Below are 13,381 nucleotides of genomic sequence, written 5' to 3' on the forward strand. Positions count from 1 at the left end.
CCCGGTTCCCTGGCGCGTAACGTTTCATACCGGAGCCGCCAATTCAACCGCGTGTTTCATGACGTTACATCCGGCGCGCGAGCGGCAAAGTCGTTAGGCGGCGCAGTTATGCTGCTTGTCGAAAAGGGCTGACATATCTGCTGGCCCTTGGCCGGTCACTCGGTAAGGTGCAGGCTTGATATTCCCGCATTTCCCGGAGAGCCCATGCGCCGTCTGCCCGTTCGTTCGCTCATTATCCCCTCTCTGCTCGCCCTCGCGCTGTCCGCCTGCTCTGGCCAGACGCAGCGCCCGGCCTCCGTCTCCGATGCCGCACCGGCCGCCGCCGCCCCCGCCCAGCCCCAGCCCGCGGCGCTCGCCGATCTCGTCAAGGCGGTCGACATTCCCTACGAGGAATTCACCCTGTCCAACGGCCTGCGGGTGCTGATCAACACCGATCGCAAGGCCCCCATCGTTGGCGTCACCACCTATTACCGCGTCGGCTCCAAGCACGAACCCAAGGGCAAGACCGGCTTTGCCCACCTCTATGAGCACATCTTCTTTGGCGGGTCGGAGAACGTAGCCAATTTCGACGAGCCGCTTGAAGCTGCGGGCTCGACCTCAACCAATGGCTCCACCTGGTTTGATCGCACCAACTATGTCGAAACTGTGCCCACCGGCGCGCTCGACCTCGCGTTGTTCATGGAAAGCGACCGCATGGGCCACCTGCTCGGCGCGGTTACGCAGGACAAGCTCGATAAGCAGCGCGGCGTGGTGCAGAACGAAAAGCGCCAGAACGACAACCGGCCCTATGGCTTGTCGAACTATGTCACGCAGGACGTGCTGCTGCCCATCGGCCATCCCTATCGCCACTCGACCATCGGTTCGATGGCCGATCTTGATGCCGCGACGCTGGGTGATGTACGCCAGTGGTTCAAGGACAACTATGCCCCCAACAACGTCGTGCTGGCGCTGTCGGGCGACATCGACGCGAAGACCGCGCGCCCGCTCATCGAGAAGTATTTCGGCGCGATCCCGCGCGGCCCCGAAGCGCCGCGTGTGCAAGCCGGCCCGGTCACGCTCGCCGCCCCGGTAGTGCGCGATATGGCCGATCAGGTGCCGACCTTGCGGCTCACCCGCAACTGGACCGGCCCTGGCCTCAATGACGCGGACGCGACCGCGCTGGTCGTTGGGCTCGACATTCTTGGCGGGCTATCGAGCTCGCGGCTCGACAATGCGCTGGTGCGCGGCAGCCAGCAGGCGGTGTCGGTTTCGGCCAGCACGCAGCTTCACGAACAGCTCAGCTTCATCGAGGCGCAGATGGACGTGAAGCCCGGCGTCGACCGCGCCGTGGCCGAAAAGGCGTTCGACGATGTCATCGCCAGGTTCATCGCCGAAGGCCCGACCGAAGACGAGGTGCGCCGTTCGGCCACCCGCACCGTCAGCGGCCAGATTGGTGCGCTTGAGCAGGTTGGCGGGTTCGGCGGCAAGGGTTCGACGCTGGCGGAAGGCGCGCTCTATTCGAACGATCCGGAGCAGTACAAGAAGGACTTTGCTGCGCTCGCCGCGCTGACTCCGGAAAAGGTCCGCGCCGCCGTTGCCAAGTGGATGGGGCGCCCGTCTGCAGCGATCAATGTCGTGCCCGGCACCCGCACCGAAAAGGGCGACACCATGGGCGGCTGGGGCGACGAGGCGACCAGCCCGGCGCGCGCCAAGGATCCCAAGGTGGCGGTTCCGGCCATCGCCAAATCCGCCCCGCGCGCCACGCCGCCTGTGGCCCCGGTGGGTGAACTTGCCTTCCCGGCAATCGAGCGCAGCACGCTGTCGAACGGCATCCCGGTAACTCTGGCGCGCCGCACGGCGGTGCCCAAGGTCGTCGTGGCACTCAATATCGACGCTGGTACCAGCGCTGATGTCCTCGACACGCCGGGCACGCAGCAGTTGATGCTCTCGCTGCTCGATGAAGGCACCCGCACCCGCAGTTCGGTGCAGATTGCCGAAGAGCAGGAGCGGCTGGGCGCGACGATTTCCGCCGGTGCCGCGCTCGATTCATCGTCGGTCATGCTCGACGCGCTCAGCGCCAACCTCGCCCCCTCACTGGCGCTGATGGCCGATGTGGCGCTGGACCCAGCCTTCGATCCGGGCGAAGTCAGCCGCGTCCGCACGCAGCAACTGTCGCGCCTCGCGCAGGTCAAGGCCAACCCCGCCGCGCTGGCCTCGCGCAGCCTCTCGCCGATCCTGTTCGGCCCCGGCCATCCCTATGGTCTGCCGGGTGACGGACTGGGTGAAACCGAGACGCTGGCCGCGCTGACCTCGGCTGCTCTTTCGGCGGCCCATGCCAAGTGGTTCCGCCCCGACCTCGCCAAGATCACCGTGGTCGGCGACGTGACAATGGCGCAATTGAAGCCGCTGCTCGAAAAAGCGTTCTCCGGCTGGCGCGTGCCTGCCAGCGCCGCCCCGGCCAAGCCGCTCAAGGCCGCTGTCGCTGCTCCAAACCCGCGCATCGTACTGATCGACCGGCCCAATTCACCGCAATCGGTCATCGTTGCCGGCCGCGTGCTGGCGCTCACTGGCCGCGATCAGGACAAGGAAGCGCTGGACCTCGCCAATGAGGTTCTCGGCAACGGATTCCTCAGCCGCCTCAACCTAGACCTGCGTGAAGACAAGGGTTGGTCCTATGGCGTGCGTTCGGGCGTGTCGGCCCCCGTCGGTCCGCGCAGCTTCACCATTTCAGCACCGGTGCAGTCCGACCGCACCGGCGATTCGATTCGCTTGCTGCTGGATAACATCAAGGCCTTCCCGGCGACGAAACCCGTCAATTCGGTCGAATACAACCGCGTCACCGACGGAAATATTCGCGGGCTGCCAAACCGTTTCCAGACCAACGGACAAGTGCTCGGCGCGATAATGGCAAACGACCGGCTGGGCCGCCCGGATGACTATTACGTCACCCTGCCCGGCCGCTACCGCGCCATTGACGCTACGGCACTCAACATGGCGGCCATGACCTATCTTCAGGCCGAGGGGCTGGTCTTCGTCGTTGTCGGGGATCGCAAGGTGGTCGAGCCGCAGCTCAAGGGCCTCGGCCTGCCGGTCGAGGTCCGCGCCGCCGCCGCTTCGGGCAATTGACAGCGGGCCTGCAAACGCGTTGAAACGCGCCACAAACCTGTTTGAGGAGACCTGAAATGTCAGTTGCCGGAACCTACAACGTCAATGTGAAGACCCCGATGGGCGATCAGGGCGGCACCTTCACCGTCGTCGTCGCTGGCGATGCCTTTACCGGATCGCTCGCCGGCGGCATGGGCGCGATGGACGTCAACAACGGCAAGGTCGAAGGCAACACGCTGACTTGGTCAATGGACATGAAGGTGCCGATGCCGATGACGCTGGATTGCACCGCGACCGTTGATGGCGACACGATCACGGGCGACGTCAAGGCAGGCGCATTTGGCTCGATGCCGCTGAGCGGCAGCCGCGCTGGCTGAACCCAGCCACATTGCTGAAATCGGGAACCCGGGGCACCGCAAGTGCTCCGGGTTTTCATTATGGACCGGCCTTCTTTTAGGGAAGCACAGCTTCCAGCGCGTCGGCCAGCGCCATGGGCTGCGACAGGTAGGGGCTGTGATCGGCCTCCAACGTGATGACCGCCGCGCCCGGACACAGAGCCTGCATATTGCGCTGGCTGGATATCGGGATCGTCCGGTCCAGTGTGCATTCGATGTAGATGCGCGGCACGGAGCCCCAGCGTTCCGGCGTGACCGGTACCGGCGTGGAGCGCACGCCGTGCGGCTCGATGGTGAGCTTGGGCAAGGCCTGTTCGACTAGCTCCGGCGGGCTGGCCTGAGCAAAAACCGCCCCCGCCCGCGTGGGATCGACGATGGTCCCCGCGCCGTCCTCGACCGAAATGATGATCGCATCAAAGTCCAGGTTTGGCCCTTCAAGCGCCTTGAATTCGGCCCGGCTCATGCCAGCAGGAAGCATCATCGCGCAGATATAGACGAGGCCGTCCATCGCCTGCGGGTCAATCTCGGCAGCGGTGGAGATCACCAGCCCGCCCCGGCTGTGCCCGGCAAGGATGACCGGAGCGCCGCCGACTTTCTCCCGCATCGCGCGGCAGCGACCGGCGGCGAACTGGCCCCAGCCGTCCAGTGTCACTGCCTCAAGCTCATCCTTGGTGCCGCCCATACCGGGCAAAGTCGGCGCATCAACTTCATGCCCACGCGCGCGCAGTTCCTTGGCCAGCAGGTCAAAGCACCAGCCGCCGTGCCACGAACCGTGGATCAGGATGAAGCCCGCCATCAGGCCAGACCCAGCAGTTTTGCCGCATTGTCCTTCATGATGCCGGGCATAACCTCGTCCTTGAAGCCCACTGTCCTGGCTGCTTCTATCCACTTGTCGGGATGGATCAGCGGGAAATCGCTGCCGAACAGCATTTTCTTTTTCAGCTGCGTGTTGGCGTACTGGATGATCTGCGGCTGGAAGTATTTCGGCGACCAGCCCGACAGGTCGATAAACACGTTCTCCTTGTGCAGCGCTATCGACAGGCTTTCATCGACCCACGGCCATGACGGGTGGGCGAGCACGATCTTCATGTCGGGGAAATCGACCGCGACATCATCGACCAGCATCGGCTGGCCCCATTTCAGCCGCACCCCGCCGCCGCCGCGCATTCCCGTGCCCATGCCCGAATGGCCGGTGTGGAAGATCGCCGGCAGCCGGTGCTCGGCGATGACTTCGTAGATCGGGTAGCCGACGCGGTCGGCGGGGTCGCAGTCCTGCATGATGTGATGGAACTTGAAGCCCTGCACACCGTAATTCTCGATCAGGTCCCGCGCCTCACGCGCGCCGAGCTTGCCCTTGCGCGGGTCGATCGAGGCGAAGGGTATGCAGATGTCGGCGTTCTGCGAGGCGAATTCGGCAATTTCGTAGTTCGAGACGCGTTTGGCGCCCAGCCCGCTCTCGCAATCAACGGTGAACAGGCAGAAGGCGATGTTCTGTTCGCGATACAGCTGCGCAATCTCGGGCATCTTGGGCCGTTCGCGCGGGGCCTTGAAATAGGCGCTGGCGGCGTCGAAGAACTTGCCCATCACCGGGTCTTCGGGATCATGGCACGAGACTTCGGCATGGACGTGCATGTCGATGGCACGGATCTTGGACAGGTCGATGGTCACGCGGAATTCCTTGCTAGCCCCCAGGCTCTTACTTCTCGCCCAGCGCCTTGTCTTCATTGGCGCGGAGAATCAGGTACTGGCGGATCGCCTCGATGTCGGCAGGTTTGAGCGCCGATTTGAACGAGACCATGCCATTGCCGCCGCCCTTGGGCGAGAGCGCGCCGTCATGGACGATCGCCTGCATCGTCTTCGGATTGCCGAGCACCGCTGAACGGCGAAGGTCCGGATTGAGCCCGCCCGCCACCGCCGCATCACCGTGGCAGGCGGTGCAATAGCGGGCATAGAACCCGGCCCCGAGTGCAGCCTGCTCCTTGGTCCCGGTGAAGGCCGGAGGGTCGAGCGGCAGCTTGCTGAGCGGCACGGGCGCCGGCAATTGCCCCTTGGCACCCAGCTTGAACACCAACAGCCGGCTGATGTTGCGCGTGGCCCCGCTCTTGTGCGCCAGCACGCCGGAGAACTGGTCCCACAGCCCGCCCCAGCCGACGAGGATCGCGACATATTGCTCGCCATCGATGGCGTAGGACATCGGCGCGGCAATCGCGCCTGTTTGCACCGGGAAGGACCAGAGCTTGCGGCCCTTGTCCGCTGCATAGGCACTGAAACTCCCCGCCGCGTCGCCCTGGAACACCAGGTTGCCCGCTGTCGCCAGGGTGCCGCCGTTGAACGGGCCGGCGTGCGGCACGGACCACGCCGCCTTCTGCGTCTTCGGATCCCACGCGAGCAGGGCTCCGGTCGTCGCGGCCATGGCCCCGGCGCGGACCTGCGGCACGGCGGGCATGGCCACAGCGGCGGAATCGAGGCCAAGCTGAAAGCCGATCTCGCTCGGCTTCCAGCCCTGCGCTGCAAGATAGGGAAATGCGGCGATGTTGGCGGGAATGTACACCAGCCCGGTGGCCGGACTGTAGCTCATCGGCTGCCACGAATGGGCGCCGGCGACGCCCGGCATGCCAATGAAGGGCTTGCCGGTCTTTTCATAACGCGCCTCGGGATTGATCACAGGGCGGCCGGTCTTGGCATCGATCCCGGTGGTCCAGTTCTGCGGCGAGAAAGCGCCGGCGGAAAGGAACTCGCCCGTCGCCGCGTCGAGCACGTAGAAATAGCCATTCTTCGGCGCGTGCAGCGCGACATGGCGCAGCTTGCCGCCGATCTCGATGTCGGCCAGCGTGATCTGGGCGTTGCTGTCGTAGTCCCACCGGTCCTCGGGCGTTTCCTGGAAGTGCCAGACGTATTCGCCAGTATCCGCGCGCACCGCGACGACTGACGAGGTGTAGAGCGAATCCCCCTGTCGTCCCGCCGCAGCCGGGTTCCACGGCTCTGCATTGCCGGTGCCGAACAGCACTAGGCCGGTCTTGGCATCGTAAGTGATCGAATCCCACACCGTGCCGCCGCCGCCGAGTTCCCACCACTTGCCGGCCCAGGTCTTTTCGGCCTTTTCCAGCGCCGCGCTTTCCTGTCCATCGGCGGGATTTCCCGGCACGGTATGGAAGCGCCAGACCTGCTCGCCCGTCCGGTGATCGTAAGCCGCGAGGAAGCCGCGCGCCTTGTATTCCGCTCCCCCGCTGCCGATCAGCACCAGCCCGTTCGCGATGCGCGGCGCGCCGGTGATCGTGTAATCCTGCTGGTTCGGCACGACGAGCGCTGACCACATCAGCGCGCCGTTCGATTGCTTGAGCGAGATCAGCCGGCCATCGAGCGTGGCAAGATAGACGGACGTGCCATAGAGCGCGACACCCCGGTTCACCGCATCACAGCAGGCGCGCACCAGCGTGTCGCGCGGCACCTTGGGATCGTAGCTCCACTTCAGCCGCCCGGTCTTCGCGTCATAGGCCTTGAGGATCGACCATGCGGTGGTGACGTAGAGCGTGCCGTCATGCATCAGCGGCGTAGCTTCCTGTCCGCGCGCGGTTTCCATTTCTGCGGCCCAGGCGAGCCCGAGCTGGCCCACATTGCCGTCGTTGATCACCTTCAAACGCGAGAAACGCTGCTCCGAAGGGTCGCGGCCATAGGACAGCCATTCGCCCTCGGGCGGATTGACCAGCATGGCATCGGTCACGCCTTCAGTCGCCGGACCGCTGGCGCGCGGCGTGCAGGAGGCGAGCAGGACTGCGCCGAGCATTACGGCGGTGCGGGCGAACAAACGCATCATGCTGGCAAACTCCCTCCCGAACCGCCGCATGATAGCAGCATTGCAGCGGCGCGGCGATGGTCTGAGCGAACCGCCCGGCACTTTCCCACACCGGCAAGCCGGCCCTCCCCGTCGCGCACCGCAGAGGCGAATTTGTCGGTCGGCCCTTGCCAGCCGCTCTGCGCCGCGCGAAGTCTGCGCCGCCTGCACAGCGATGCCGGCGGGAGAATACCATTGGCCAAGCCCGAAGACGCGTGCACCTTTCCGCAACTGATCCGCGCGGCTGCGGAAACCTATCGCGATACCGTGGCGGTGCGGGCCGATGGCGATGACGGGCAGCCGGAGGAAATCACTTTCGCCGCGCTCGAACAGCAGTCCGCTGACCTCGCGCGCGGACTGCTGGCGCGGGGAGTGGGCAAGGGATCGCGGGTCGGCTTCATATACGGCAACGGACCCGGCTTCGCGCTGATGCTGGCGGCCACGGCGCGCATCGGCGCAGTCGCCGTGCCGATCTCGACCATGATCCGCGCGGGCGAACTGGTGCGCGTGCTGCGCCAGTCGGACGTGGGCGGGCTGATCGTGCAGCGCCGTTTCATGGGTTATGACTATGCCAAGCGACTGGCCGAAGCACAGCCTGCGCTGGATCAACCGGGCAGCGGGCCGCTTGCGCTGGCGGAGGTTCCGTATCTGCGCTGGGCGGCATCGACCGGCGATGGCCTGCCCGCGCAGATGATCGATCTGAGCGTCATCACCGGCGATGCGGACTTGGTGAGCGAGGACGTGCTCCTCTCGGTAGAATCCGAAGTCCACCCTGCCGACCAGATGGTGGAGATCTACACCTCAGGATCGATGGCCCTGCCCAAGGGCGTGCGGCACAATCACGGCCCGGTGCTGTTCCGTACTGCCTACCTGCGCGGCATGTTGAACATCGAACAGGGCAAGGACGTCACCGCGCAATTGCCGATGTTCTGGATCGGCGGCCTGATGATGTACCTGATGCCCGCGCTGCAGGCCGGAGCGACATGCGTCTGCCCGGGCAAGACACTCAACAACAGCCGAGTGGCGATGGGATCGGTGCTGACCGAGACCGACCTCGCCATGCTGTCGCGCCAGCCAAAGCCGTGGTGGGGCCTCGGCATGAGCGAGACGCTCGGTCCCTATTCCTACGCCGGAGACGAATTCCGCGCCGCCGGACGACCGCTCTGTGCGCCGCTCGATCACTTCGCTGATGGCTATGACATCCGCATCGCTGACGAGAACAACCAGCCGGTGCCTGACGGCGGCATGGGCGAAATGCAGGTGCGCGGCTATCCGGTGACGCCCGGGCTGCACAAGATCGAGCGCGACGCCTATTTCACCCCCGACGGCTACTACCGCACCGGCGACATGTGCGAGGTCGAAGGCAATCGCATCCACTTCGTCGGACGCGACGGCGACATGATCAAGACCGCCGGATCGAACGTCTCTCCCGCCGAGGTCGAGATGGAACTGATGGCGCTGGAAGGCATCGAGGCGGCTTACGTGTTCGGCGTGCCTGACCATGATCGCGGGCAGATAGTTGTCGCGGCGGTGATCGCGGCGGAAGGGCATTCACCCGACTTCGCGGCGGTCGAGGCCGAGATGCGCCGCAAGCTGTCCGGCTACAAGGTGCCGCGCCGCTGGGTGCCGATCACCCGCGCCGAGGTGCCGCTGCTCCATTCGAACAAGGTCGCGCGGCGCGAGCTGGCCGAACTGGTCAAGGCGCGGTTGGCCGCAACCTGACCGACCTTACCGACCTTACCGACCTTACCGACCTTACCAGCTCCACATCGTCCCGTCTTCGAGCCGCGCAACCGGCAGGTAAGCGGGCTTATAGGGATACTTAGCCGCCAGTTTCTCGTCGATGTCGACGCCGTGGCCGGGGGTTTCGCCGCAGAACAGCTCGCCCGCCTCGAAGTGGTAATCGTGCGGGAAAACCGCGTCGGTTTCGGGCGTGTGGCGCATGTATTCCTGAATGCCGAAATTGGGCACCCACGTATCAAAGTGCAGCGCGCAGCCCATGGTGACGGGCGACAGGTCAGTCGCGCCGTGGCTGCCGGTGCGGATCTGGTACATGGCTGCCAGATCGGCGATCCGCCGCAAGTGCGTGATCCCGCCTGCGCCGACGACGGTGCAGCGGATGTAGTCGATCAGCTGGTTCTGGATCAGGTCCTTGGCGTCCCAGATCGTATTGAAAATCTCGCCCACGGCGAGCGGGGTTACCGTGTGCTGGCGGACTAGCTTGAAGGCTTCCTGGTTCTCCGCCGGGGTGCAATCCTCCAGCCAGAACAGCTGGTAGGGCTCGAGCATCTTGCCGAGGTTAGCCGCTTCCTGCGGAGTATAGCGGTGGTGGCCATCGTGCAGCAGGTGATGGTCGAAGCCGTAAGTTTCGCGCAGCTTTTCGAACAGCTTGGGAACATAGTTCAGCGCCTTGCGCGTGTCCCAGCCGGTGACCGAGGGCAGACTGGCATCGGCCGGTTCGTAATAGAGCTTGCCGCGTCCGACCCCGTAGGCGTCCTTGATTCCGGGCACGCCGGTCTGCGCGCGGATCGCCTTGTAGCCCATGTCGATATACTGGCCCACGGCATCGACCGTCTCGGCAATGTCGCTGCCGTTGGCGTGGCCGTAGACCATCACGCCGTCGCGGCTGCGCCCGCCGAGCAACTGGTATAGCGGCATGCCCGCCATCTTCGCCTTGATGTCCCACAGCGCCATGTCGACCGCCGCGATCGCCCGCATTGTCACCGGGCCGCGCCGCCAGTAGGCGCCCTTGTAAAGGTATTGCCACACGTCCTCGATCCGGCGCGGATCCATGCCGATCAGGCAGGAGATCACGTGCTCCTCAAGATAGGCAACCACCGACAGTTCGCGGCCGTTGAGCGTGCCATCACCAATGCCGTAGACGCCCTGATCGGTCTCGATCTTGAGCGTGACGAAATTGCGTCCCGGGCAGGTCACGATGACCCGTGCTGCTGTAATCTTCATCGCGTCCCTTGCCCCTCAATCTGGTAAGACCAATTGGCGCGACCATGGGATTCTGTCAAGCATCGAGGCTGCAACGCACCTGCGAATGTGATGCTGCCCACTTGACGCAGATCCCCTCAACCTTTTATGATCCATAATGTATCATAAATTCGGAGAGACGCCTGTGACCCTTGAAAATCGCGATTACTTCACCGACTATGCCATCGCGAAGGATCCCTATCCCTTTTTCGAGGCGGTGCGCGCGCATGGTCCCGTGTGGCAGCCGGAAGGGCGCGATTACCTGATCGTCACGGGCTTCGACGAAACGGTCGAGGTGCTGAACAACCACCACGATTTCTCAGCCATCATCGGGCTGGCCGGTGCCGCCGCGCCGCTGCCGTTCGAACCGCAGGGTTCCGACATCACCGCCCAGATCGAGGAGAACCGCTCGAAGTTCCTCGGCGGCGATCAGGTCGTGATGCTTGACGATGAACCGCATACCAAGCTGCGTTCGCTGATGAATCGCCTGTTCACGCCTTCGCGGCTCAAGGCGAACGAGCTCTTCATGGATGCCTATGCGGACGAGATGGCCCGCAAAGTCGTGGCCAAGGGCGAATGCGACCTGATCAGCGAGATTGCCACGCCTTTCGTCACCATGGTCATCGCCGACCTGCTGGGCGTGCCTGAGGAAGACCGCCAGCACTTCATGGATCTGATCGATGCCTCGCCGGCGCCGGGCAACCTCGATTCCAGCCTCAATACGCATGAAGGCGACACCCATCCGATGGTGGCGATGACCGGCTATTTCTATCGCTACATCAGCGAACGGCAGGCCGCCCCGCGCGACGATATCCTGACCGAGCTTTCGCAGGCCGAATATGCTGATGGCACCCGCCCATCGATGATGGACCTGATGACGCTGGGCGTGTTCATGTATGGCGCAGGGCAGGACACCAGCGCCAAGCTGCTCGGCAATTCAATGCGCTACATCATCGACGTCCCCGGCCTGCAGGACCAGCTTCGCGCCGCCCCCTCGCTGGTCCCTGCGATGCTGGAGGAGACACTGCGGCTGGAAGGATCGACCAAGCAACTCTCTCGCCTTGCCCGTCGCGACACCAAAATCGGCGACCTGCCGGTCAAGGCCGGGACCAAGGTGCTAATGGGCCTTTCGGGCGGCAACCGCGACCCGCGCCGCTGGGAGAATCCAGAGGAATTCCGGCTCAACCGCCCGAAGATCAAGGAACACATCGCTTTCGGCCGGGGCAAGCACGTCTGCGCCGGGGCTCCGCTCGCCCGCGCCGAAGTTCGCATCATCCTCGAGAAGTTCCTCGCGATGACATCGAACATCGATCTTGATGAAGACGTCCACGGCCCGCGCGACAACCGCGACTTCGATTTCGAGCCAAGCTTCATCATCCGCGGCTTGTCCGAGCTGCGAGTGAAGTTCACACCCGCGCCGGGCTTTCTTATTTAGGCTGGCGCAGAACGGGCTTGAAACAGTCCCGCCGCTTGGGCCAAGGCGGGGGTGACTCAGGACGAGGATCCCCGCGATGGCCGAAGCGATTTACGCCGTTTCCGCACGATGGGCCGCCAAGGCGCCCGCCAACCGGCGGCAGTAGGCATTGGAACTGACCCCGCAGCGACTTGGCTGGACCGACCAGCTGCTTGCCCAGCTGCTTATGCCGGTGGGCACGATGGTCCTGACCCCCAGCCTGACCTCCGGGCTGACCCAGCGCGCCGGAGATCCGGCGGGCGTGTTCTGGGGCGTGGGTGACCGGGGCCCGAATATCAAGCCAGCCGATGCCGTGCGGCGCTATGGCCTTGCCCACCTCGCGCCGCTGGCCGAGGTAGAGGGCGCAAAGATCATGCCGCTGCCCGGTGCCGGCCCAGCAATCGCGCGGTTCCGGCTGGTGGGTGACAGGGTCGAACTCGAAGCCATCCTGCCCCTGCGCGCACCCGATGGCACACCGCTGTCCGGCCTTGCGCCGCCGACACTGGCCGGCATGGAGACCGAGCCGGTCTTCGCCATCGATGGCAAGGCGTTTGTCCCGACGGCGAACGGCGTCGACACCGAAGGTATTGCCGCACTGCCCGATGGCCGCTTCTGGATCGCCGAGGAATACGGCCCCTCACTCCTGCTGGTCGGCGCGGACGGTGTGGTCCAGAAGCGGATCGTCCCCCAGGGGGCGGGGCACCTGTTCGCAGGGGTATCGATTCCGGCCGAAGAAGGCCTTCCCGCGATCAGCCTTGCCCGCAAACTGAACCGGGGAATCGAAGCGCTCGCCCTGTCGTGCGCTGGTGCAACCCTTTACGCAGCCTTTCAGAGCCCGCTGGCTCACCCCGACCGGGCAGCCCACGAAAATGGCGACACGGTCCGCATCTGGGCGCTCGATCCCGAGACGGCAGAATTTCGCGCCGAATATATCTATCCGTTGGACGCCCCGCTGGCGTTCGTGCGGGACTGCGCCGCCGGCCCTGTAGCGAAGAGCGATGTGAAGGTCAGCGAACTCGCCAGCCTGCAGGATGGCAGCTTGCTGGTGCTGGAGCGGGTCACGCTGTCCACCCACATCTACCGCGTCAGGCCCGGCGACACGGCGAGCACGCCCGCGGAGTTGCTCGATCCGGACCATCGCCCCACGCTGGAGCAATTGGGCCAGACTGGCCGCGCACCAGTGATGGCCAAGCAACTGGTCCTGTCGAGCGATGAACACACCGAGGTCTGCGGTGACATGGAAGGTATGCTGGTCCTTGGCGACGGCAGCCTGCTCCTCGCCAATGACAGCGACTACGGCATCGAAGGTGCGGAAACCCAGTTCTGGAAATTCGCCCTGCATCACGGGTGACGATGAGGTCGGTGGTGGTGGTGGTGGTGGTGGTGGGTCTGATCGTTCCGGTGATGGAAAGTTCACCCCTGTCCTCTTGCGAATCGACCATGACCGCGAAAAAATTGATCTTACCATCCACCACGGTCGACCGCTTGGCCGGTCACCCTAGCCGCAAGGGCTTGCGCCGCCCCTCAAATCACAGGCGTGTCAGAAAGCGGTCGCAAATCCGTTATCTCGACGACCCATAACTGTCCCCGTCGAGTCACTGAAACAATCTAGTGCCCCCGCATCATCTATTGACC

9 protein-coding genes are annotated in these 13,381 nt (G+C 64.6%); 5 read left to right on the forward strand and 4 right to left on the reverse strand.

Annotated elements, in window-relative coordinates:
- Positions 1-204: 204 nt before the first annotated feature.
- Positions 205-3,105 (forward strand): M16 family metallopeptidase, encoded by a 2,901-nt coding sequence (locus tag WG900_RS18470; RefSeq protein WP_339969568.1) that lies wholly within the window; start codon positions 205-207, stop codon positions 3,103-3,105.
- A 56-nt stretch (positions 3,106-3,161) separates the two neighbouring features.
- On the forward strand, positions 3,162-3,461 hold the full coding sequence (locus tag WG900_RS18475; protein WP_339969569.1) for a hypothetical protein: 300 nt from the start codon (positions 3,162-3,164) through the stop codon (positions 3,459-3,461).
- A 76-nt stretch (positions 3,462-3,537) separates the two neighbouring features.
- Here WG900_RS18475 and WG900_RS18480 read toward each other — a convergent pair whose 3' ends face one another.
- The 3 genes from WG900_RS18480 to WG900_RS18490 are packed head-to-tail and all read right to left on the reverse strand — an operon-like array spanning position 3,538 to position 7,293.
- Complete coding sequence (locus WG900_RS18480) at positions 3,538-4,275, reverse strand: alpha/beta fold hydrolase (RefSeq protein WP_339969571.1); 738 nt, start codon at positions 4,273-4,275, stop codon at positions 3,538-3,540.
- Positions 4,275-5,147 (reverse strand): amidohydrolase family protein, encoded by an 873-nt coding sequence (locus WG900_RS18485; RefSeq protein WP_339969573.1) that lies wholly within the window; start codon positions 5,145-5,147, stop codon positions 4,275-4,277. The genes WG900_RS18480 and WG900_RS18485 overlap by 1 nt, the downstream gene beginning before the upstream one ends.
- A 28-nt stretch (positions 5,148-5,175) precedes the next feature.
- Positions 5,176-7,293, reverse strand: a complete 2,118-nt coding sequence (locus WG900_RS18490; RefSeq protein WP_339969575.1) for a PQQ-dependent dehydrogenase, methanol/ethanol family — start codon at positions 7,291-7,293, stop codon at positions 5,176-5,178.
- A 213-nt stretch (positions 7,294-7,506) separates the two neighbouring features.
- Here WG900_RS18490 and WG900_RS18495 point away from each other — a divergent pair, with 213 nt between their 5' ends.
- Positions 7,507-9,033 carry a class I adenylate-forming enzyme family protein gene (locus WG900_RS18495; protein WP_339969577.1) on the forward strand — a complete coding sequence of 509 codons (1,527 nt, stop codon included), beginning with the start codon at positions 7,507-7,509 and terminating at the stop codon, positions 9,031-9,033.
- Between the two features lie 33 nt (positions 9,034-9,066).
- On the opposite strand, the gene manD is transcribed toward WG900_RS18495, so the two are convergent.
- The gene (manD, locus tag WG900_RS18500; protein WP_339969579.1) at positions 9,067-10,275 is read right to left on the reverse strand and encodes a D-mannonate dehydratase ManD; all 1,209 of its coding nucleotides are present in this window, start codon (positions 10,273-10,275) and stop codon (positions 9,067-9,069) included.
- Between the two features lie 136 nt (positions 10,276-10,411).
- On the opposite strand from manD, the gene WG900_RS18505 reads away from it, so the two are divergent.
- Complete coding sequence (locus tag WG900_RS18505; protein ID WP_339969581.1) at positions 10,412-11,728, forward strand: cytochrome P450; 1,317 nt, start codon at positions 10,412-10,414, stop codon at positions 11,726-11,728.
- A 148-nt stretch (positions 11,729-11,876) separates the two neighbouring features.
- On the forward strand, positions 11,877-13,097 hold the full coding sequence (locus tag WG900_RS18510; protein ID WP_339969583.1) for an esterase-like activity of phytase family protein: 1,221 nt from the start codon (positions 11,877-11,879) through the stop codon (positions 13,095-13,097).
- The last annotated feature ends 284 nt before the right edge of the window (positions 13,098-13,381 follow it).

It is taken from the genome of Novosphingobium aquae, assembly GCF_037572715.1.
Classification (GTDB): Bacteria; Pseudomonadota; Alphaproteobacteria; order Sphingomonadales; family Sphingomonadaceae; genus Novosphingobium; species Novosphingobium aquae.

Bases quoted from the DNA above. Each gene is read 5' to 3' on its own strand.
- manD (WP_339969579.1), bottom strand. From the start codon at position 10,275: ATGAAGATTACAGCAGCACGGGTCATCGTGACCTGCCCGGGACGCAAT.
- WG900_RS18470 (WP_339969568.1), top strand. From the start codon at position 205: ATGCGCCGTCTGCCCGTTCGTTCGCTCATTATCCCCTCTCTGCTCGCC.
- WG900_RS18475 (WP_339969569.1), top strand. From the start codon at position 3,162: ATGTCAGTTGCCGGAACCTACAACGTCAATGTGAAGACCCCGATGGGC.
- WG900_RS18480 (WP_339969571.1), bottom strand. From the start codon at position 4,275: ATGGCGGGCTTCATCCTGATCCACGGTTCGTGGCACGGCGGCTGGTGC.
- WG900_RS18505 (WP_339969581.1), top strand. From the start codon at position 10,412: ATGTATCATAAATTCGGAGAGACGCCTGTGACCCTTGAAAATCGCGAT.
- WG900_RS18490 (WP_339969575.1), bottom strand. From the start codon at position 7,293: ATGATGCGTTTGTTCGCCCGCACCGCCGTAATGCTCGGCGCAGTCCTG.